We start from the raw sequence: 20,640 nt of genomic DNA on the forward strand, positions 1-20,640 counted from the left end.
TCGGCCTGTGAGTCTGACGGGGGTCAGGACGTGTGCACGATGAGCACGTCGATCTTCGATCGACGGGCCACATTCGCGGGCACCGACCCGAGCAGGCGGCCCGCGATGGTGCTCAGACCGACGTTGCCGACCACCAGCAGGTCGGCCTTCTCGGCTTCGGCGAGCTCGACCAGCGCGTCGACGGGAGCACCCACGATGGCCTTTTCCACCACTTCGGTGGCGCCGGCGGCCTTGGCCCGATCGGTGGCCTCCCGCAGGATCGCGTAGATCGGTGCATTGCCGGTGGCCTTGTAGCCCTCGTCCTTGAGGACGTCGGCAGCGTGATGATCCTCGCTCTGCGGGAAGTAGGCGGTCGCGACGATCACTCGTGCACCCGATCCCCCGGCAATCTCCCCGGCCCGGTCCACCGCACGCAACGACGAATCAGATCCGTCCGTGCCGACCACCACGGTCCGATAGGCGCTCATTCATGCCCTCCCAGTGTCGATTGCTAAGCCACCCGAGACATTAACGCGTTGCTCGACGGCCGTGGGGCCGATTCACCACACGCGGCGCGTCCTGCACTGTCTCGTCGGCGCTGTTCGGGTGTTGATGCTAGTCCGAAATGGCGCGCCTGCGGGGCATCAGTGAGGAACGTGACGGTCCCGGTCGGGGTGTTTGCGGACCGCACGCGGTCCCCGAAGTGAGCCGGGTCAACCCAGATGGATGACGCGACCGGTGTCACTTACATTGAGCGGTATCGGTACTTACGCGATCACCGGATCGGCCTCCGGCATGGGATCACACGCGGCCCGTCAGCTCACCGCGCGCGGGCACCGGGTGATCGGCGTCGACCTCAAGAATGCCGACGTCATCGCCGACCTCTCCGACCCCGCGGGGCGACGCAGCGCGGCAGCCGAGGTGCTCGCGGCCGCTGGTGGCGTGCTCGACGGGGCCGTGCTGGCGGCCGGTCTGGGTCCCGGGTCCGGCCCCGACCGCAACCGGTTGATCGCACAGGTGAACTTCCTCGGCGTCGTCGAACCACTCCTGGCGTGGCGGCCGGCCCTGGCCGCGGCGGACCGCGCGAAGGTGGTCGTGCTCGCCAGCAACTCCACCACCACGGTGCCGATGGTGCCTCGTCGCACCATCAACGCCCTGCTCGCGCACGACCCGGACAAGGCGGTCCGCAGTATCCGCCTGCTCGGCAGGCACGGTTCGGCCCTGATGTACGCGGCCTCCAAGATCGCGGTCAGCCGGTGGGTGCGCCGGCATGCGGTCACGCCGCTGTGGGCGGGCGCGGGAATTCGGCTGAATGCGCTGGCGCCGGGCGCGATTCTGACGCCACTGCTGGAAGCCCAGCTCGCCGAGCCCTTGGAGGGCAGGGCGGTACGCAGGTTCCCGATTCCCGTCGGCGGGTTCGGAGCGGCCGACCAGCTGGCGGAGTGGATCACCTTCATGCTGTCGGATTCCGCCGATTTTCTCTGCGGCAGCGTCATTTTCGTCGACGGCGGAACGGATGCCTTCTTCCGCACGGACGATTGGCCCAGCGGCGTGCCTGCCCGCGGGCTCCCGCGGTACCTGTGGCGCTTCGCCCGAGGCGCCTGAGCAACAGCGTGCGGCACCGCGGGTCGGAAGTCCCGGCGTCGAAAGATGTTGCGACCCCGGTGATCGCCCCGTGCAGTCCCCTCGTCGCTGCCTGCACGGGGCGACGGTCATCAGGCCGGTTTCGGCCGCGACGTGGCAGCGGGTGCCGGGCGCACCAGCAGCTGGAACTCGATATCGGTGTCGGCGGCACGCCGCACATCCTGGGCGCAGTGCCGCGCGAGCCGGCGGACCTGCGCGGCCGTCGTGCTCGGCGGCACATCGGTGGTGATGCGCACCGTCGGGCGCCCGCCCGCCGTGCGGGTCGCCGCTTTCGCCGACTGCACAGCGGGGTGCCGGGCGAGGTCGGCGGCCGCGGCATCGGCCACCCGCGCCAGATCCACCGCACCGACGTGTTCGGTGTCCATCGCCCGCACCGATCGGGGCCGCAGATGCAGCAGAAGCAGCCAGAGGCCGATGAGCACGGCGATTGCGCCGCCCACGCCGAGCGCCAGGGACCACCATGCCCAGTCCGGGGCACGCCCCAGCGAGGCCGCGTCGATCCGGGCCGCGGCCTCGCGGGCGAATGCCACATCGAGGCCGTAGCCGATCACCCACGCCGACCCGGCCAGCAGCAGCAGAGCGGCCACCGCGGTGAGCAACCGGTCCGTCACCCGCAGGAAGGGCGTCATCGGGGTTCTCCTCCGTTGTCGGGGTTGTCAGCGTCGGGGACCGTCCAGTCCCGGACCTTGTTCCTGGGCACCCAGACGTGGTCGCCCACCGAGACGTGCGTCCGGCGCCGGGGGGTCACCGAGGCCACGAGCAGCAGCAGCCCGACAAGGGCGGTCACGGCGGCGATCGGCCAGACCCACCACTGCCACTGCGCATCGGCCGCCCACCGGAGAGCGGGCGCGATCCACGGGTCGGCGGAGTTGAGGGCATCCCGGATCGCCACCCCTCCCGCAGCGATCATGACGGCGGCGACGAGCACCCCGCCGTAGGTGGCCGTGGCGGCACGCCGCGGCGCGAAGCGTCGGTGCGCGACGCCGATCGGCTCACCGGCCGGGTCGGCGTCGTATGCATCGGCCACCTGCGCCGGCGTGCGATCGGACTCGACGGCTGTGATGGTGATGTCGACACGGTCCGGGCGTTCGGCCAGGGTCGCCTCCATCTCGTCGACCACTGCCGCGCGCACCGAGTCCAGGACCGCCGCACCGTCCACCGGCCAGGTGACGGCCACCTGTACGTCGACGGTCTGGGCTCCTTGTCCCCCGCCGATGCCGACGGAGGGCAGGGTGCGGCCGGGAACCATCGCGCGTCGGGCCACCACACCGGGCACCGAGAGTGCGGCTCGCTCGATCAGTTGCCGGCGTACGCGGTCATCGATGACGGTGCGCCCGCGCGCGGCGTGCGGCTGCGCCGCCACATCGCTGGTCACGTCAGCGCCCGGACCCGCGACCGAGTGCGGTCAGGTCGATCGTTCCGTCCAAGTGGGCACCGATCGCCGCGCCGGCGGCGCCCAGTACGAGAGCCAGCAGGAAGCCGATCAATCCGCCCGCGACGGCGGCGATGGCCAGCAGCAGCCCGGCGAAAAGTCCTGGCAGCAGAAACTTTTCGGTCATTGCTTCTCCTGTGTGTTGAGAGGGTTTACGTGTTCGCTTGGGGGTGAGGTTGATTCGGGGGCCGAGACATCGCCCACGACGACATCGACGGGCACCCCCGCGGCGGCGCTGGCGGCGTGCCGCACCCGCTCAGCGGTTTCCAGCAGCGGCGATCGAAGTTCGAGGACCACATGCACTTTGCCTCCGGCGCCGTCCAGCCGGACCCCCCCGACGATGCGTCCGGGCAGATACGTCGCGGGCACGCCGGGCCCGGAGTGCAGACCGATCACACCATCGACGGCAGATATCGCCGCGATGACGCGATCGATCCGCTCACTCGAGGTCACTGGACCCGGGGCTGTGCATCGGCCACGAGCGCCGCGCCGTCCTCGTCTTCGGCGAAATGGACGTCATGGACGGTGATGTTGACCTCGGTCACTTCCAGACCGGTCATGTTCTCGACCGCGGAGATGACGTTGTTGCGGATCCCGTCGGCGAGATCGTGGATGGCCACGCCGTACTCGGCGACGATGCCGATGTCCACGGCCGCCTGCCGCTCGCCGACCTCGACGCTGACACCCTGGGTGAGGCTGGTGGTTCCCGGCAAAGTCTCGCGGAGTTTCCCGACGACCCGAGCGGCCTGCCCGCCCAGATCATGCACGCCGTCCACCTCGCGAGTCGCGATACCGGCGATCTTGGACACCACGACGTCGGCGATGGTGGTCACGCCGTGGTCGGATGCGAGCTTCTCCAGTTCCTTGCCTGCGGTGTCGGCCTGGGCGGCAGAGCTGACCTCACGGGACTGGGTTGCGGCGGTCATCGTTGTCTCCTTCGATTGCTTTCCAGCTCGGATGCCTTCATCCGGCTCACTGGGTTAGACGCGGCGGGATGCGGGATGCGCACGCGCACGAGATGTAGAACACACTGTGTTTGAGGTCTTCGTTTTGTGGACAACATGCCGGGGTGCTGGACTCACTGCCCGACGAGACGCTTGCCCGACGGGCTCAACGGGGCGACTCGGCAGCGTTCGATGTGCTGGTCGTGCGACATGCACCCGCGTTGCTGAAATTTGTCAGGCAAACCTATCCTGAGCCGAGCGACTGCGATGACATCGTCCAGGAGACGTTCATTGCGGCGTGGAAGGCGCTGCCGACGTTCGCATTCCGGTCCAAGTTCCGGACCTGGCTGTACTCCTTGGCGTCACGAAAGACGATCGACGCCCTGCGCCGGCGGCGACCACAGAGTGATCTGGATTCGGCTCCAGAGACCGTGGATGTTCGGCCGGGCCCGGGACAGCGGGCCGAGCATGCGGACTTCTTGGCGGCGCTGCACCGCGAACTGGCCACTCTGCCGTATCCGGCCCGCGCCGCATGGTGGCTACGTGAGGTCTACGACCTGCCGTTGGCCGAGATCGCCACGGTGCTGCACACGACGGAGGGTTCGGTACGCGGCCTGTTGCAGCGCACCCGAAAACGCCTGGCCACAACACTCGAGGAGTTTCGTCCATGAGAACCGCTCGGCTGTACAGCAGCAGCCACGTGGGTAAGACTGGAGGACACATGAGCATGGCAGCCGAGGACGATTACGAAGCGACCGCCGAGTCGACGGCGTGGATCGCCGATGCCACGCGCCGTTTCGCCGGACTCGCCGAAGCCGACGTCGATGCCGATCCGCGTTGGGCCGAAACGGGTTCCGCGCTGAGCCAGCTGCGCGCCGGTATCGCGCAACGCATTTCGGCGCTGCCGCGTCAGGGCAAGTTGATCCGGACCTCGAAGCCGGGGATCGGCGTCAGCCATATCGCGCTCGCCAAGCTGTTGACATGGGCGCTGGCCGAGCCGGCCGCCTCGGTGGCGGCCGCGGTCGCCGACGTGGAGTTGACGGTGAAGGATCGTGCGCTGGCGGCGGTGCACATTCACCTCATCGGCATCGGCGCCGACGAGCGCGACCGGACCTACCTGCAGGACGGGGACGCGCTGCGAGCGGGTGCCGCACTGGTGCTGCGCGAGGCCATCGGCGATAGTTCCGCCGAGATCACGGCCATCTGGGACGACCTGGTGGTCGTCGGCCCGTAGGGCTGTGCTGGAGCGAGTGACGGGATTCGAACCCGTGTAAACGGCTTTGCAGGCCGGTGCCGAGGCACATCGAATTCTTGCGGTTGCGCAGGTCGCGGCCGCCTACAACTCGGCTCCATGATCCTGAACTGCACAAACAGGTGCGCGTTGGGTGTGCGGCGGTGCGCATCGGCTTCGATCCGGCTCGCTCCGATATTCCTCGGATGCGGGACCATTGCGGGTCCATCGAACGAATGTCCACGGTAACCGATCAGATTCGGCCGAACGTTCGACATTAATGCGAGTGGGTTGCCGCTGCCGTCGTGGAAGATCGAGCCGTGACCCAACAGCCAGAACACGAGCTGGAGACGTTTCTTGCCCAGGATCTGGCCGAAATGGCGTCCGAGTACGAGCGGATCTACAAGCGGTCAACGGAAGACCCTGGGACAGCCGGGGACGAGGGCGAGGAAGTCTGGGCGGCGTTGTTGCGCGACTGGCTTCCGGGTAGCTACGAGATCCGCACCAAAGGCAGAGTCCTCGGAGCTGACGGCACAGCAGGCCCGCAGGTCGATATTCTGGTTTTGCGCCCCGGCTACCCCAAGCGACTACTCGATAAGAAGCTTTATCTCGCGGGCGGGGTGGCGGCGGTCTTTGAGTGCAAAAACACCCTTAAGGCAGGGCATATCGAAACGACCTGGGCGAACGTCGCCAAGGTGAACGCACTCACTATTGGCCGCGAAGCGACTAACCCGCGTAGTGCGTTGGTTCCAGACATCTACTACGGCTTACTCGCGCACGGACATAGTTGGGACTCAGGGGGCAGCGACCCGGTAGGGATCATTGTCGGGCATCTACAAAGGCTGCTGGACAAGACGCCACTGATGCGTGATGCATTGAGCTTGCTTTGCGTTGCGAATCTTGCATCGTGGACGGCGTTACGTATGACCTATGACGGGCCGGGACTGATGCCGCCCGACATCTGGGAAGCGCGAAAGAAGCTGCTCGGCGCGTCCTCCGACGACCCACTTTGCTCGCTCAGTTACATGAACTCCTCGACGAGCTGGGATGAGTTTGTTCCCTCGAATCCACTCGGCGTTCTGGTATCTACAGTTGTCGGGAGACTCGCGTTCTCGGACGATTCACTGAGCCCACTCGCAAATTACTTCCTAGCCGCTGGGATGCAAGGCATGGGAAGCGGAGTAGCCGGTCGGAACTTTCCGCTCACCAGCCAGATGCCTGAAGCTATCGCGAACAGGCTGCCTCATGCTCTAACCAGCGGACTGCCAGAGACCGATTGGTCGATGGGTTTCAACTTCTAGAACGCGAACGATGGAGCCGCCACGGTGCACCGAAGCGACCGGCCAGCGGGAAGGTGGGACCGCTGACGAGCCGCCTCGGCTCCTCACGATTGCCTCGGAGGTGTCTATTGCTGCAGCGTCGGCGGGCTGAACCCGCGAAACAGCGGCGGTGTGCCCGCACCAAGCGAGAACTCGCCGGGCCGGCACGTTTCGGGTGGGTCTGATTCCTGCCGCTAGCCGGTCAACGCCGCGTAGCGCGGCGGTTCCGGACAAAGGCGATCCGAAGTACGTCGCGCTGCGGCAGTCGACCGCCCTGGCCGGCCTGACCATCGTCGAGCACGAAGCCCGCCTAACACTGGACTGGGCGGAGCCGCTGCGACACCTGGCGTTCTACAAGTCCCTGTTCCGCCCGGCAGTCCTGTGTGCGGGGCTCTCCCCCGACCTCCGATTCCACAACCTGCGGCACCGGTACACAAGCACCTGCATCGCCGCCGGGATCGAACCGATGAAGATCAGACGATGGGTCGGGCACTCGAAAGTTACTACGCCACTGGGAATTTACGCGGACCTGTTCGAGCGCGAGCCCACTGAGGAATTGCCACACTCGGTGCGATGACTGCGCCCGCGACAGCCCCGAATGTTATCCCGATGCGTCGCTAGAAATAGCCGTCCCCAGCGTGGTGCGCACCTGCTTTGTTTCCAGTTTCTTCTTCGCGATAGATGCACGAGCTACTGCTCGATCAAACTCACGCGGCACATCGGAAATCCATATGGCGGTGGTTAGTTGACCCGCATCTTCACCGATGAGGAGAGCGGCCTGCATGCCGACCACGCTGACGCGACTCAAGACGGTTCCGTTGTTCACGATCGCAACGCCGTCTGACCAAATTTCTAGCTCGACGCCGTTGTAGAAAAGTCGACCACGGGGGATATATACCTGCCGGGGAACTCGGAACCTTATTTCTACGTATATGTCGCCCAGTCCATTTCGCACCGTCAGCGTGTTTCCGACGAACTCAATGTCCCAGCTTGTAGTGCCGTAGATCAACTCGTTGTCGACTACCTGTAGTACGAGCTGGTTGGACTCGTTGTACAGATTCATCTGAAGTAGGCATTGGCCGTCCTCAAACCTGTAGCCGATGATCGGCTGACCGTCAATAACGATGGCTGCAACGTCAGCCCGCTGAGTACGGGTCTCGATGGTGCCGACTAGAACCGAAGCCTCGTCGCCTGCGTAAAAGAGTTCGAAGGGTTTCGATGCCCCTTGTCTCAAGTTGTGCGGATCTGCGTCAGCAACTCTAACTCTATCGACCGGTAAGAGACCCCGGTTTTCAGTCGATGATGACCGTCGCAGAGCAAGGTGATGTTTGCAACTCCGTGCCGCTTCACTACGGCGTAGTCATCCATGTGCTCGTATTCGTAAATCGGGTGACCGCAGATCACGCAGCCGAAGCCACACCGCTGACGTACTTCCCTCTTCATCGGGTCCGGAATCGGTGGGCGGTCGTCGCTCATTTCGTCAGGGTATGAGTCGGCCATTGTTTCGGACTGAGACACGCCGATCGCAGCAAATGCAACGGTCCGGCACACGACGTAAGCAGCACGCACCTACGCGGGACCGATGCGTCTACGAACGCACCGATAGGCACCGCCGAAACGGTGCCTATCGGTGCATATGCTGGAGCGAGTGACGGGAATCGAACCCGTGTAAACGGCTTTGCAGGCCGGTGCCTAGCCACTCAGCCACACCCGCAGCACACATCACCCTGCCATCGACGAGACTGCGGGCACATCGTTGCGATCGCGCTGATTCCTATTCGTCGCGAGACTCAGTCCGCGCCCGCCGCGATCGCCTGGTTCACCTCATCGACCCGGACCGTCATCTCGGCGTGGGCCTTTTCCAGCGCGTCGGCCTGGTCCTCGTCGGCCTTCATCAGCGCGTCGATGTCGAAGGCGGCCATATCGAGCACTCCCATGTCCGCGAACGCCTTCTGCACCTTGTCACCCCAGAGGCCAATGTCCTTGACGATCGGCACGATTCGACTGAACAGGTGCGAGCGGAACTGGATCATCAGCGGCGAGTGCTCGACCCATTCGGAACATTCCTTGACATCGAGCCCGAGCGTTTCGAACACCTCCTCGCCGCGGAACCTGTCGCGCATCAGGTAGCAGGCCTGCACGACGAACTCTTCACGCTCGTCACGTTCGGCGGTGGTGAGCGCGGCGTAGTAGTCCTTCAGCGAGATTCGACCGAATGCCACGTGCCGGGCTTCGTCCTGCATGACGTAGGCGAGCAGTTGTTTGGCCAGCGACGACGGCGGTGTCAGATCACGCAGCACCCCGAAAGCGGCCAGCGCGAGCCCTTCGATGAGAACCTGCATACCCAGATACGGCATGTCCCAACGGGAGTCGCGCAAGGTGTCCTCGAGCAGCGCGGTCAAGTTGGTGTTGACCGGGTAGACCATCCCGACCTTGTCCTGGAGGAACTTTGCGAACGCCTCGACGTGCCGTGCCTCGTCCATGGTCTGGGTGGCCGCATAGAACTTGGCGTCCATATCGGGCACCACCTCGACGATCTTGGCCGCGCACACCATGGCCCCCTGCTCGCCGTGCAGGAATTGCGAGAACTGCCAGGACTGCGAGTGCCGGCGGAACTCCGCGCGACGGGCGTCATCGGCGGCGTCCCACATCGGGCTGCCGAACAGCGGGTGGAACTCGTCGGGTAGTCCGATCGGGTTCAGCGGATCGACGTCCTGGCTCCAGTCGATGCGGGACTGGGCATCCCACTGCTTGTCCTTGCCCTTCTGGTACAGGGACAGCAGACGGGCACGTCCGTCGTCGTATTCCCACGTGAAGCGCGCGTCGCCGACGCTCGGCACCTGCCACGAGTACGGCTCGGGGATCTCGGTGTATTTGTCTCTGGTCGACATCTGACACGTCCTCCCGACACCTCGACCGTGATGGGTATCACAGTGCGCTCGAGAGGTCCGGTCGTCAAGCTTGAATGCCGCTCCTAGGCGCTCGACCGGACGCTGCGCACCGCCCGCTGCTTGGGCGCCGTGCTGCCCACGCCGACCTTGGGCGCCGACCGGGTCACCTTCGTCTCGGCGGCCGGCTCCTCGGTGTCCGCCGCTGCATCCACGGACGTGCCCGTCCCGTCGTCGGTGGCGGTCGGGTCCGTGACGGGCGACTCGACCACGACGTCTCCGGTTCCGGGAGCTTCGGCGACGGGCTCTTCGGTCACCGGGACCTCGACGGCGATCTCCTCATCGACCACCTCTTCGGCCACCGGCACCTCCGTGACGACCTCTTCGGTCACCACTTCGTCAACCACCGGAACCTCCGCGACAACCTCTTCGGTCACCACTTCCTCAACCACCGGAACCTCCGCGACGACCTCTTCGGTCACCACTTCCTCAACCACCGGAACCTCCGCGACAACCTCTTCCGTCACCACTTCCTCAACGGCGACCAGATCCTCGGCGACCGCGACCTCTTCCACCGCCGCCTCTGCGCCAATTGCCTCAGCGCCGGCCCCGATCGATTCAAGATCACCGGTCACCGGGGCATCGGTGGCCACGTCCGCATCGGTGGTTGCCATGGCGGTACGCAGCGAAGCGCCCACGACCCCGGACGGCGCGGCCGATCCTCCCGCAAGCCCGGAGAGTCCGTTCAAGATCGAGCTGATCAGGTTCGATACCGCAGAAACGACTCCAGCTACCAGGTTGGGCACGAAGCTCAGGACTTGGGTGATGACCTGTTGAAGGAACTGCAGCAGCGACCCCACGGGGTTGGACGGGTTCGTCGGCGAGCAACCACCGAGGCAGTCGATAAGCCGCTTGAATTCCTGGAATGCCGCGTCACCGCCTTTGAAATTCCCGTTCTCGTCGAAGAGCCCGAAGAATCGTTCATCTCCGATGGCACTCATATCGTCTTTGGTGGTGTACAGAAAGACAGGGCCGCCACCGGAGAATGATTGCCAGGCATTCAGCAGATCGGTCATGAAAGCGAGCTGCTTCTCCGGTGTCACCACGCTGGTGGGCAAGCCGTACTCACTGATCCAGATCTTGAGCTGTTCTTCCCCGGGCGCAAGGTGCTGATCCATCAACTCACGGATCTTCTGCACCTGGAACAGCGGCATCAACTCCCGCCAGTCGAGGTCATCCTGCTCGGAGAACTTGGTGTCGAAGTTGTACGGGTGAAACGAGATGGCGTCGAAAAAGCCGTCGGCGCCGGCCTCGTACATGGCTGCGACGAAATCGACCGGGTTCATAGTGGTGTCGCCCCAGGTCAGCGTGGCGCTCACCACCGCGCCGACCACCGTGATATCCGGATTTACGGCCTTCAACGAGGTGTAGGCCGCCTTCAGCAGATTGGTGTACTCAGCCGGGTCGATCGGATTCCAGAAGAACGAGGCGTTCGGTTCGTTCCACACCTCGTAGGCGGTGATCTCATCGCGGTAGCGTTCCGCGACCGCGGCCGCGAAATCGGCGAAATCCTGTACATCGGTGGGATGCCCGCTGCCGACCGTTCCTTCGGTGGCCCAGTCGGGTGACCATTGCAGCACGCCCAGGATGCCCAGGCCCCGACGGTCGACTTCCTGGACGATCTGGTCGAGTTTCGCCCAGTCGAGGTCCTGATCCCAGTCCACGGGCCCGCCCATCGGATCCTGCTGCTGGATGAAGACCCACGGCACCAGGAGCCGGACATTCTTGACACCCAGGGACTCGATCAGGTCGAGGTGCTCCATCACCTCTTCGAGGCTGTCGGTGAAGTAGATGTTCGAGTCGGCAATGCCGACGGTGGTCGGCGACTCGTCGATCGCCGCCACATTCATCACCTCGTACGAAACGAGCTGCTTCGCCTCGGGCATCACGAAATGGCTGCCGGTGGCCGCGACCAGCGCCGCCGTGGTCACCCCGATGACCGCTCTGTTCGCGATACCCCGCACCGACGGTGGGACGCATTTCCACATATTGACCACCCAATTCCCAGGACGCGACACCAACCAATGCCAGACTTGACACTGCTCGGAAATTAGCCGAAGCGCGGCATATTTGCGCAACTTACCTGCAAGTAATATCGCCATTTCCGAGCACGCAATAACAGCCGATTTCACGGCAAATAATTTACTGGTCCGCAATATCCATACGTGTACCTGAAATTGTATTTCTAGCAAACCGATCGAGAGCGCAACGCGGCGACACACGGGCCCCCTCGCCCGCCCCTGCCTGCTCAACAGCCCAGTTAGAGGCCATTGCCCCCATGTGCATCATGGGTTCACCTGGACCACAGCAGCCCGATAACACCCAACCGAGTGACGGCTCAGCAAATTTCTCGCGCGTCGTACGATCAACGGACACCCGTGCTACTACGGAACGTAGGAAACACGTGTCAAGTACGGGCCTCAGTGCCCCCACCGGGGCACCATCCTGGAATGTGGGAAAGGTTCGCTGAGGTCACTATTGATGCGGCATACCGACCGCGATCCCGGCCTGTGGCCAACCCGCCGGTGAGTCCTCCCAGGGCTCCTGGCGCCCATAGGGCGTCAAGTCCAGGAACGGGTAGCCGACCGCCGTATGGTCGAGGCCGCGCGCGTAGGTGGAGTAGGTGTGAAACACCTCACGCCCGCGGCGCAGGAACACGCTGGCGCCGGGCCAGTCACCGCGGAGGTCGCGCTCGGTCCATCCATCGCGGCGCAGTTCATCGTGCGACGTGTAGTTGTACTGCACCGCAGCACGTGCCGGATCCAAGGTGACGTGAAAGTCATAGCTGAAGTCACCATCACAGGTCGAGTACCAGGGAAACGTCCAACCGTGTGCATCCCGGTAACGCGCGATGCTGGGGTATGGAGCGCGCGAAATACAGGCGAAGGTCACACCTTTCGCATGGAGCAGGGCCCGGTCGGATTCGGTGAACGTCAGATCGGCGGCGGCAGTGCAGCTGGGGCACCCCTGATCGATCTCGTCGAGCCACATGAAGTGATGGACGTAGAGCTGTCGGCGGCCCTCGAACATGTCGATGAGCCGAGCCGGGCCGCACGGCCCCTCGAAGACATAGTCCTTGTCGACCCTGACCATGGGAAGCCGCCGGCGCTGTGCGTTGACGGCGTCACGCAGATGGGTGGCCGCCCGTTCAGCGGCCAGCAGCTCCAGGCGAGCTTCCAACCATCGTTCTCGGGATACGACGTCGGGATAACCGGCGCTGTGCGACATAGATGCTCCTCGCGGAAGTCGTAGGGGACCCTGGTGTGCAGACTCCGCGACGCCCCGAGACTCATCTCGGCGTTCGACCACCCGCGCGCCAGGAGGCGATGACACCGACCACCGCCAGCGCCGCGAAACCGGCGAACAGCCAGCGCGCGGCCGCAGCCTCGGCCCCGGCGGCGCGGTTGACGATGACGCCGGCCACCCCAGCGCCGAAAGCGCCGCAGATCAGCTGAACGGTGTTGATCGCCGCGGCCGCCACCGGCCCCTCGGTGGGGTCGTCGACACCGGTCATCGCCCAGACCGACAGGTGCGGCCACGCCATCCCGATCCCAATTCCGGTCACCGCCAGGGTGAGCGCCCAGAGCAGCGCCAGCCACCCCGGCATTCCGTCGCGCACCAGCAGAGCGCCGGCACCCAGCCCGATCGCCATCACCAGCGGTGCCACGAGCACGATGCGCACCACCGAGCTCCGTCGGTCCACCGAGGCGCTGACGATCTCACTGGCCGTCCAACCGACGGCCAGGGCGACACCCAGGAATCCGGCCGTCAGCGGCGCCAGGTGGGCCAGCTGCTGCCCGAACAGCGGCACATACATGTCGACCATCGTCGCCGCCATCAGCAGACCGAGCGTCAGGTACACCCATTTGAGCGGCCCGGGCCGGAACGCCGTGGGAGGTAACACGCTCGCCCCGGCCACCCGCCGACGGTCGACCGCCAGGAACACCATGATGAGGGCCAATGCCCCGGCCAGCAGCGCGGCGGTGGACAACAGGTCGGGCAGGATTCCCGCCACACTGACCGATAGCGCAGCCGCGCCGAGCAGGATCAGCGACCACACCGGAATACGGGTCACCGCCGTGCTGTCCGCCCGGACCCGGCCGGGCAGCGCCAGCGGAACCAACACGGTCATCGCAACGGTCAGGATGAACAGCGCCCCGAATGCCCAACGCCACGAGGCGAACTGGGCGAACAGCCCGCCGGCTGCCGGGCCCAGCAGGGTGCCCACACCCCACATTGCCGACACCAGGGCGGACGCCCTGGTCCACAGGGCGCGGGGCAGCGCGGCGTTGATCACGGCGTAGCCCAGACCGGCGAGCAACCCCCCGGCGGCACCCTGCACCGTGCGGCCCGCCAGCAGTAGTTCCATGGTCGGTGCAACGGCACACAGCACGCTGCCCAGGCCGAACACCGTCAGCGCACCGAGGTAGGCCGATCTCGGGCCCACCCGCGCCAGCGTGGCGCTCACGGTGGTCGCGGCGGCCACCGAGGCGACCAGATAGACGGTCGTCACCCATGCGTAATAGCGGTGGCCACCGATCTCGGCCACCGCGCTGGGCATCAGGCTGATCGTCAGGAACTCGTTGGTGGCGTAGAGCGCCACGCCACCGGCAAGAACCGTCGCGGCGCCAAGGTTTTTCGGCCCGAGAAGGTCACGCCAGCTGCCGCCGGTCAACGCTTGAGTGTCGGTCACACCCTCAACCTAGAAGCTCAACCGCTGTTGAGTTCAAGTGCTACTTCAGGCCGGCCGCATCCATACCGCGCAGCTCCTTCTTCAGATCCTGGATCTCGTCGCGGATGCGCGCGGCGAGCTCGAACTGGAGATCGCGCGCGGCAGTCATCATCTGCTCGGTGAGATCCTTGATCAGGTCGGCCAGCTCGGCCCGTGGCATGTTCGCGGTATCGCGTCCCTCAACGATCCCGGCGCTGACCGCACGGCCGGGCTCGCCCTGGGCGCGGCGACCGCGGGAAGAGTTGCGTCCCGACCCGCCGACGTCGACGGTGGCCTCGGTGTCATCGGCTTCGCGGTACACCTGATCGAGGATGTCGTTGATCTTCTTGCGCAACGGCTGCGGGTCGACGCCGTGCGCTTCGTTGTAGGCGATCTGCTTGGCGCGGCGGCGATCCGTCTCGTCGATGGCTTGTCTCATCGAGTCGGTGATCTTGTCGGCGTACAGGTGCACCTCACCCGACACGTTGCGGGCCGCGCGGCCGATGGTCTGGATCAGGCTGCGAGCCGACCGCAGGAAACCCTCCTTGTCGGCGTCCAGGATGGCCACCAGCGATACCTCGGGCAGGTCCAGGCCCTCGCGGAGCAGGTTGATGCCGACCAGCACGTCGTATTCACCCAGCCGCAGCTGCCGGAGCAGCTCCACGCGGCGCAGTGTGTCGACCTCCGAGTGCAGGTAGCGCACCCGGATGCCCATCTCCAACAGGTAGTCGGTGAGGTCCTCGGCCATCTTCTTGGTCAGCGTGGTGACCAGCACCCGCTCATCACGTTCGGTGCGCAGGCGGATCTCGCCGATCAGGTCGTCGATCTGGCCCTTGGTGGGTTTGACGTGCACCTGCGGGTCGACCAGTCCGGTCGGGCGGATCACCTGTTCGACGAACTCGCCGCCGGCCTGGGCCATCTCGTAGTTTCCCGGCGTCGCCGACAGATACACCGTCTGACCGATCCTGGACGCGAACTCCTCCCAGGTCAGCGGGCGGTTGTCGACCGCCGACGGCAACCGGAAGCCGAAGTCCACCAGGTTGCGCTTGCGGGACATATCGCCCTCGTACATGCCGCCGATCTGCGGCACCGTGACGTGTGACTCGTCGATGACGAGTAGGAAGTCCTCCGGGAAGTAGTCGATCAGCGTGGCGGGCGCCGTTCCGGCGCCGCGGCCGTCGATGTGACGGGAGTAGTTCTCGATGCCCGAGCAGAACCCGACCTGCTTCATCATCTCCAGGTCGTAGTTGGTGCGCATCCGCAGCCGCTGGGCCTCCAGTAGCTTGCCCTGGCCCTCCAGCTCGGCCAGTCGGCCCTCCAGTTCGGCTTCGATGCTGGAGATCGCCGTGGCCATCCGGTCCGGCCCCGCCACATAGTGGGTGGCCGGGAAGATCCGCACCGAGTCCACCTTGCGCACCACATCGCCGGTCAGCGGGTGCAGGTAGTACAGCGCCTCGACCTCGTCACCGAAGAACTCGATGCGTATCGCCAATTCCTCGTAGGCCGGGATGATCTCGACCGTGTCGCCGCGCACCCGGAAGGACCCCCGGGTGAACGCGATGTCATTGCGGTCGTACTGCACGTCCACCAGTAGGCGCAACAGCCCGTCGCGGGGCACATCGTCGCCGACCTTCAGCTCAACCGACCGGTCCAGGTATGACTGTGGGGTGCCGAGGCCGTAGATGCAGGACACCGAGGCGACCACCACGACGTCGCGGCGGGACAACAGACTCGAGGTGGCCGAGTGCCGCAGCCGCTCGACATCGTCGTTGATCGAGCTGTCCTTCTCGATGTAGGTATCGGTCTGCGCGATGTACGCTTCCGGCTGATAGTAGTCGTAGTAGGACACGAAGTATTCGACGGCGTTGTGCGGCAACATCTCCCGCAGTTCGTTGGCCAGCTGCGCGGCCAGTGTCTTGTTGGGGGCCATCACGAGCGTGGGGCGCTGCAACTTCTCGATGAGCCACGCGGTGGTCGCCGACTTACCGGTTCCGGTGGCACCCAGCAACACGATGTCGCGCTCACCGGCACGCACCCGGCGCTCCAGGTCGGCGATGGCGGCCGGCTGGTCCCCCGCCGGCTCGTACTCACTGACCACCTCGAAGTGTCCACCGGCACGCACCACGCCGTCGACGGCGTCGGCAGCAGGTCGATACTCCGACTGCGCCAGCACGGGGTGTTCGGTCGCGAAAGCCATGGTCTCCAGGTTAAGCGTGCGGTCCGACAAGTTCATTCCCCGCCGGCGCGGCGTGCGCGTTACGGTGACGCCGTGGCCGAACCCGTGCGTGTTGCAGTGCGCCTGCTGGGGCTGATCCTGCTGGTCGCAGGCCTGGCCTGCGCGGTACTGCTGGTATGGCCGGGCCCCGGCGAGATCGCCGCACGGTTGGGCTCCACGTGCGGCGACGGCGGACTGCGACCGTCGCGCCAGTGCAGCTGGCTGGAAGCCGCAGACCTGCTGTGGACCGGTTGTTGGCTGGCCATCGTGATCGGCGCCGTGCTGCGATTGATGACGCGTCCGGCCGGTAGGGGCCCGCGCGTGCTGGACCTGCGCCGGCGGCGGTGACGTGCACCCACCGAAACGTGAGACGTTCGACCTCAGCGGCCGCACCAACACCGACCCCAAGGGCATCGTGCGCGATGTCGAGGAATTCGTCGTGCGCCCATGGGGCCTGTACATGGCCCGGCCTGCACCGGGGCGCGCACAGTTCCACTATCTGGAGACCTGGCTGCTGCCGGCGCTCAATCTGCGGGCCACCGTTTTCCACTTCAACCCCGGTTACGAGCGTGACCAGGACTTCTACCTCGACATCGGCAGATACACCCCGGGTGCCGAACGCTGGCAGGCCGAGGATCACTACCTGGATCTGGTGCTGCGCACCGGCCGTGACGTCGAACTGACGGATATCGACGAATTGTTCGCCGCGGTCTCTGAGGGTCTGCTGGACGCCACCAGCGCCGAGCAGGCCGTTGCGACGGCCGTTGCCACGGTGGACGGACTGGCCCGGCACGACTATGACCTGGATAGGTGGTTGCACGGACACGATGTGACGCTGACCTGGCGAGCGGTAAAGTCAAGATCATGAGTGTCACCAGGCGTTCAGGAGTGACGGCTGCCGCGGCAGCCACGTTGCTGTTCGCGGCCCAACTGGTTGCCGCACCTGCTTATGCCGAACCCGATGTCGAACCCACTCAGCCCGAAGTGACCGAGCCGGCACCCGGCTTGCTGCACAACGTCACCTACCGGGCCCGCGCGGACGGCACCTCGCGCGGCGCCGTCGTCGCCTACAAAGCCGACGATCAGAACGTCAACAGCGAACAGCCGACCATGCTGCCGGGTCAGACGTTCGAGGTGAACACGGTGCTGTCCGATCCCAATCTGGCCGGGATGGAGCTGTCCATCCAGTGGCCGTACGGTTCGAACCTGCACTGCGAGATCCTGGTCGACGACCAGATCGTTGCGCAGGCCGACCAGTTCATCGCGCCGCGACTGTTCCGCGCCAAGGACGATCCGCTGTACGGGGTGATGAAGTGTGGTGCACCGCTGGACAATCCGGCGAGCGGCCTGCCCGCGCCGGAGGCCGGCATCCCGGACTATCCGCCGCAGCCTGCCTCGGAGGCCGTTCCCGCGGAGTGACGCACCAGCGTCAGGGGCGCCAGCCGGTGGTCTCGGCCCATTCCCAGGCGCGGTGATACGCGTCGAGGAACCACGGCTCCTTGGCCTCCGCGTAGTCGGGCGCACGCAGCGCCTCCTGCTTGGCCACCACATAGTCTTGCTGCACACCGGGATTGGCCTTCAGCCAGTCGACACACAACAACGCGAAGCGCTGATTCGGCCAGCCGTCGACCCGGATGTGCACGTGTGTCGGCCGACCCGGATCGGCCGAGGCGTGAAACCTCTTGTGCCACAGGGCAGTATCCGCCGTGTGCGGATTGTCCGCGGTGATGGCGGCCACCCGCGGATACCCCGCGGCCAGCAGCCCCTCGGCGAGCTCGTCGGCAATCTCCAGCGAGGCAACGGTCACCTGGACGTCGATGATGTCCTTGGCGTCGAGGCCAGGCACCGCGGTCGAACCGATGTGGTCGACGCGGACGGCCCGGTGCCCGCAGCTGGTCTGTAACCGCGCCACGATCCTGCGCGCCTGATCGGGCCAGGTGGGGTCGGACGGCACCACGGCCGGCTCGACGTGAGCGGGTCGTCCGAGCCGCAGATTGTGCGCGAACGGCACGATGCGGCCGTGCCACAGGCCACGGGCCTGTTCCACCAACGCGCCGGCGCTGCCCGAGTTGTCCAGCCAGACATCGGCGACGGCGCGGCGCTGCTCCTCGGTGGCCTGAGCCGCGATGCGGGCCCGGGCATCCTGCTCGGTGAACCCGCGGTATTCGATGAGTCGCTTGACGCGCAGTTCGGCATCGGCATTGACCACGATGACCAGTGGGAACATCGGCGCCATCTGGGACTCCACCAGCAGCGGGATGTCCTCGATGATCACGGCATCCTCGGAGGCGGCTTCGATCAGTTCGGAGCGCCGATGCGCCACCAGCGGGTGCACGATGCCGTTCAGCGTCTGACGCTTCTCGTCATCGCTGAACGCGACGGCCGCCAGCGCGGGGCGATTCAACTCCCCGCTGTCGTGCAGGATGTCCCGGCCGAACGCGTCGACGAGTTTGGCCAGGCCTTCCGTCCCGGGCTCGACCACCTCGCGGGCGATGATGTCGCCGTCGACGACAATGCCGCCGAGCTCACTGAACGTGGACGACACCGTCGACTTGCCGGCACCGATTCCACCGGTCAGTCCGATCCTCAGCATGATGCTCCCCTAACAGGTGCAAAAAGAACCGCGCAGCACATCCGTGAGGACGTGCTGCGCGGCTTCACTCGGCGAAGAGTGTCTTTGTTACGCGTTGCCCGCGAGCTTCTCGCGCAGCGCGGCGAGCTGAGCGTCGCTGGCGAGCGAGCCACCACCGGACTCACCCTCCGGGCGAGACGAGCTGCTGGAGGTCGACGGACGAGCCGCTTCCTCCGCCTCGGCTGCGGCGAACTTCTCCATTTGCGCGGTGTGCATCTTGTGCCGACGCTCGGCCTCGGCGTACCGGGCCTCCCATTCGGTGCGCTGCTTGTCGAAGCCCTCGAGCCATTCGTTGGTGTCAGCGTCGAAGCCCTCCGGGAAGATGTAGTTCCCGGCCTCGTCGTAGCTGTCGGCCATGCCGTACTTCGAGGGGTCGAACTCCTCGGTGTAGTCCTCGTTGGCCTGCTTGAGGCTCAGCGAGATGCGGCGGCGCTCCAGGTCGATGTCGATGACCTTGACCATGGCGTCGTCGCCGACCTGGACCACCTGGTCCGGGACCTCGACGTGGCGCTCGGACAGCTCCGAGATGTGCACCAGACCCTCGATGCCCTCTTCGACGCGGACGAACGCACCGAACGGCACCAGCTTGGTGACCTTGCCCGGCACGATCTGGCCGATGGCGTGGGTGCGGGCGAAGTGACGCCACGGATCTTCCTGAGTCGCCTTGAGCGACAGCGAAACCCGCTCGCGGTCCATATCGACGTCGAGCACCTCGACGGTGACCTCGTCGCCGACGGTGACGACCTCGGACGGGTGATCGATGTGCTTCCAGGACAGCTCGGAGACGTGCACCAGGCCGTCGACGCCGCCGAGATCGACGAAGGCGCCGAAGTTGACGATCGAGGACACGACACCCTTGCGGATGGCGCCCTTGGTGAGCTGGTTGAGGAACTCGCTGCGCACCTCGGACTGGGTCTGCTCCAGCCACGCGCGGCGCGAGAGCACCACGTTGTTGCGGTTCTTGTCGAGCTCGATGATCTTGGCCTCGATCTCCTTGCCGATGTACGGCTGCAGATCGCGGACCCGGCGCATCTCGACCAGCGATGCGGGCAGGAAGCCGCGCAGGCCGATGTCGAGGATCAGGCCGCCCTTGACGACCTCGATGACGGTGCCCTTGACGGCCTCGTCCTTCTCCTTGAGTTCCTCGATGGTGCCCCAGGCACGCTCGTACTGAGCGCGCTTCTTGGACAGGATCAAGCGGCCTTCTTTGTCCTCCTTGGTGAGAACGAGGGCCTCGACCTCATCGCCCACGGAAACGACCTCATTGGGGTCGACATCGTGCTTGATCGAGAGTTCGCGCGAAGGAATGACACCTTCGGTCTTGTAACCGATATCGAGAAGAACCTCGTCGCGGTCGACCTTGACGATGGTGCCTTCGACGATGTCGCCATCGTTGAAGTACTTGATGGTCTTGTCGATAGCGGCGAGAAAGTCCTCAGCCGAGCCAATGTCGTTGATGGCTACTTGCGGCGAGGTGATGGAGGGACTTGGCATGTGGTGGGTTGCTCCGGACAGGTTTAATCGTAGGGACAGTGTCTGCATTTGTGCTGCACACAGGGCAGTTCAGCATCGTCGCCCCGATATG

Annotated in this window: 23 protein-coding genes and 2 tRNA genes; 8 read left to right on the forward strand and 17 right to left on the reverse strand. The window is 65.5% G+C overall.

The window, feature by feature from the left end; translation table 11 throughout:
• Positions 1-23: 23 nt before the first annotated feature.
• Positions 24-467 carry a universal stress protein gene (locus tag C6A86_RS16745; RefSeq protein WP_105363819.1) on the reverse strand — a complete coding sequence of 148 codons (444 nt, stop codon included), beginning with the start codon at positions 465-467 and terminating at the stop codon, positions 24-26.
• A 271-nt stretch (positions 468-738) separates the two neighbouring features.
• Here C6A86_RS16745 and C6A86_RS16750 point away from each other — a divergent pair, with 271 nt between their 5' ends.
• Positions 739-1,584: an SDR family oxidoreductase gene (locus tag C6A86_RS16750; RefSeq protein ID WP_311101232.1), complete on the forward strand. Its 846-nt coding sequence runs from the start codon at positions 739-741 to the stop codon at positions 1,582-1,584.
• A 110-nt stretch (positions 1,585-1,694) separates the two neighbouring features.
• Here the strand turns inward: C6A86_RS16750 and C6A86_RS16755 are convergent, their stop codons facing one another.
• The 5 genes from C6A86_RS16755 to C6A86_RS16775 are packed head-to-tail and all read right to left on the reverse strand — an operon-like array spanning position 1,695 to position 3,981.
• Positions 1,695-2,252 carry a hypothetical protein gene (locus C6A86_RS16755; RefSeq protein WP_105362757.1) on the reverse strand — a complete coding sequence of 186 codons (558 nt, stop codon included), beginning with the start codon at positions 2,250-2,252 and terminating at the stop codon, positions 1,695-1,697.
• Complete coding sequence (locus tag C6A86_RS16760) at positions 2,249-2,998, reverse strand: hypothetical protein (RefSeq protein ID WP_105362758.1); 750 nt, start codon at positions 2,996-2,998, stop codon at positions 2,249-2,251. The genes C6A86_RS16755 and C6A86_RS16760 overlap by 4 nt, the downstream gene beginning before the upstream one ends.
• A gap of 1 nt (position 2,999) precedes the next feature.
• Positions 3,000-3,182 carry a DUF2273 domain-containing protein gene (locus C6A86_RS16765; protein WP_105362759.1) on the reverse strand — a complete coding sequence of 61 codons (183 nt, stop codon included), beginning with the start codon at positions 3,180-3,182 and terminating at the stop codon, positions 3,000-3,002.
• A complete protein-coding gene (locus C6A86_RS16770) occupies positions 3,179-3,508 on the reverse strand; it encodes a hypothetical protein (protein WP_105362760.1) in 330 nt (109 codons plus the stop codon). The genes C6A86_RS16765 and C6A86_RS16770 overlap by 4 nt, the downstream gene beginning before the upstream one ends.
• A complete protein-coding gene (locus C6A86_RS16775; protein WP_105362761.1) occupies positions 3,505-3,981 on the reverse strand; it encodes an Asp23/Gls24 family envelope stress response protein in 477 nt (158 codons plus the stop codon). Before C6A86_RS16775 ends, C6A86_RS16770 begins: the two co-directional genes overlap by 4 nt.
• Positions 3,982-4,124: 143 nt before the next feature.
• On the opposite strand from C6A86_RS16775, the gene C6A86_RS16780 reads away from it, so the two are divergent.
• Both C6A86_RS16780 and C6A86_RS16785 read left to right on the forward strand, forming a co-directional pair.
• Positions 4,125-4,670, forward strand: coding sequence for an RNA polymerase sigma factor (locus C6A86_RS16780; RefSeq protein ID WP_105362762.1), 546 nt, complete (start codon positions 4,125-4,127; stop codon positions 4,668-4,670).
• A gap of 50 nt (positions 4,671-4,720) precedes the next feature.
• Positions 4,721-5,233, forward strand: coding sequence for a hypothetical protein (locus tag C6A86_RS16785; protein WP_105362763.1), 513 nt, complete (start codon positions 4,721-4,723; stop codon positions 5,231-5,233).
• 8 nt (positions 5,234-5,241) lie between these two features.
• On the opposite strand, the gene C6A86_RS16790 is transcribed toward C6A86_RS16785, so the two are convergent.
• A tRNA-OTHER gene (locus tag C6A86_RS16790) sits at positions 5,242-5,347 on the reverse strand.
• A 203-nt stretch (positions 5,348-5,550) separates the two neighbouring features.
• On the opposite strand from C6A86_RS16790, the gene C6A86_RS16795 reads away from it, so the two are divergent.
• Positions 5,551-6,531, forward strand: coding sequence for a DUF6602 domain-containing protein (locus C6A86_RS16795; RefSeq protein WP_142406944.1), 981 nt, complete (start codon positions 5,551-5,553; stop codon positions 6,529-6,531).
• 193 nt (positions 6,532-6,724) lie between these two features.
• The gene (locus C6A86_RS16800) at positions 6,725-7,126 is read left to right on the forward strand and encodes a tyrosine-type recombinase/integrase (RefSeq protein WP_158263251.1); all 402 of its coding nucleotides are present in this window, start codon (positions 6,725-6,727) and stop codon (positions 7,124-7,126) included.
• 24 nt (positions 7,127-7,150) lie between these two features.
• Here the strand turns inward: C6A86_RS16800 and C6A86_RS16805 are convergent, their stop codons facing one another.
• The 8 genes from C6A86_RS16805 to uvrB all read right to left on the reverse strand — a co-directional run bounded on the left by C6A86_RS16805 (position 7,151) and on the right by uvrB (position 16,405).
• Complete coding sequence (locus C6A86_RS16805; protein WP_311100793.1) at positions 7,151-7,783, reverse strand: hypothetical protein; 633 nt, start codon at positions 7,781-7,783, stop codon at positions 7,151-7,153.
• On the reverse strand, positions 7,780-8,025 hold the full coding sequence (locus C6A86_RS16810; RefSeq protein ID WP_311100794.1) for a hypothetical protein: 246 nt from the start codon (positions 8,023-8,025) through the stop codon (positions 7,780-7,782). Before C6A86_RS16810 ends, C6A86_RS16805 begins: the two co-directional genes overlap by 4 nt.
• Before the next feature lie 164 nt (positions 8,026-8,189).
• Positions 8,190-8,263, reverse strand: a tRNA-Cys gene (locus C6A86_RS16815).
• Positions 8,264-8,339: 76 nt separating this feature from the next.
• The gene (locus C6A86_RS16820; RefSeq protein WP_105362767.1) at positions 8,340-9,440 is read right to left on the reverse strand and encodes a ferritin-like domain-containing protein; all 1,101 of its coding nucleotides are present in this window, start codon (positions 9,438-9,440) and stop codon (positions 8,340-8,342) included.
• Between the two features lie 83 nt (positions 9,441-9,523).
• Positions 9,524-11,629 carry a cellulase family glycosylhydrolase gene (locus C6A86_RS16825; protein ID WP_311100795.1) on the reverse strand — a complete coding sequence of 702 codons (2,106 nt, stop codon included), beginning with the start codon at positions 11,627-11,629 and terminating at the stop codon, positions 9,524-9,526.
• Between the two features lie 343 nt (positions 11,630-11,972).
• The gene (locus tag C6A86_RS16830) at positions 11,973-12,725 is read right to left on the reverse strand and encodes a DUF899 domain-containing protein (protein ID WP_105362769.1); all 753 of its coding nucleotides are present in this window, start codon (positions 12,723-12,725) and stop codon (positions 11,973-11,975) included.
• Between the two features lie 61 nt (positions 12,726-12,786).
• A complete protein-coding gene (locus C6A86_RS16835; RefSeq protein ID WP_105362770.1) occupies positions 12,787-14,190 on the reverse strand; it encodes an MFS transporter in 1,404 nt (467 codons plus the stop codon).
• 40 nt (positions 14,191-14,230) lie between these two features.
• Entirely contained in the window at positions 14,231-16,405 is a 2,175-nt protein-coding gene (gene uvrB / locus C6A86_RS16840; RefSeq protein WP_199196139.1) for an excinuclease ABC subunit UvrB, read from the reverse strand.
• A gap of 72 nt (positions 16,406-16,477) precedes the next feature.
• On the opposite strand from uvrB, the gene C6A86_RS16845 reads away from it, so the two are divergent.
• From C6A86_RS16845 to C6A86_RS16855, 3 genes are read left to right on the forward strand one after another with little or no spacing between them, the layout of a single operon-like run.
• On the forward strand, positions 16,478-16,771 hold the full coding sequence (locus C6A86_RS16845) for a hypothetical protein (RefSeq protein ID WP_105362772.1): 294 nt from the start codon (positions 16,478-16,480) through the stop codon (positions 16,769-16,771).
• A gap of 1 nt (position 16,772) precedes the next feature.
• Complete coding sequence (locus tag C6A86_RS16850; protein ID WP_105362773.1) at positions 16,773-17,291, forward strand: DUF402 domain-containing protein; 519 nt, start codon at positions 16,773-16,775, stop codon at positions 17,289-17,291.
• Positions 17,288-17,842: a hypothetical protein gene (locus C6A86_RS16855; protein ID WP_105362065.1), complete on the forward strand. Its 555-nt coding sequence runs from the start codon at positions 17,288-17,290 to the stop codon at positions 17,840-17,842. Before C6A86_RS16850 ends, C6A86_RS16855 begins: the two co-directional genes overlap by 4 nt.
• 10 nt (positions 17,843-17,852) lie before the next feature.
• Here C6A86_RS16855 and coaE read toward each other — a convergent pair whose 3' ends face one another.
• Complete coding sequence (gene coaE, locus C6A86_RS16860; protein WP_105362066.1) at positions 17,853-19,016, reverse strand: dephospho-CoA kinase; 1,164 nt, start codon at positions 19,014-19,016, stop codon at positions 17,853-17,855.
• Between the two features lie 87 nt (positions 19,017-19,103).
• On the reverse strand, positions 19,104-20,549 hold the full coding sequence (gene rpsA / locus C6A86_RS16865) for a 30S ribosomal protein S1 (RefSeq protein WP_105362067.1): 1,446 nt from the start codon (positions 20,547-20,549) through the stop codon (positions 19,104-19,106).
• Between the last annotated feature and the right edge of the window lie 91 nt (positions 20,550-20,640).

The sequence above is a fragment of the Mycobacterium sp. ITM-2016-00316 genome (assembly GCF_002968335.2).
Lineage (GTDB): Bacteria > Actinomycetota > Actinomycetes > Mycobacteriales > Mycobacteriaceae > Mycobacterium.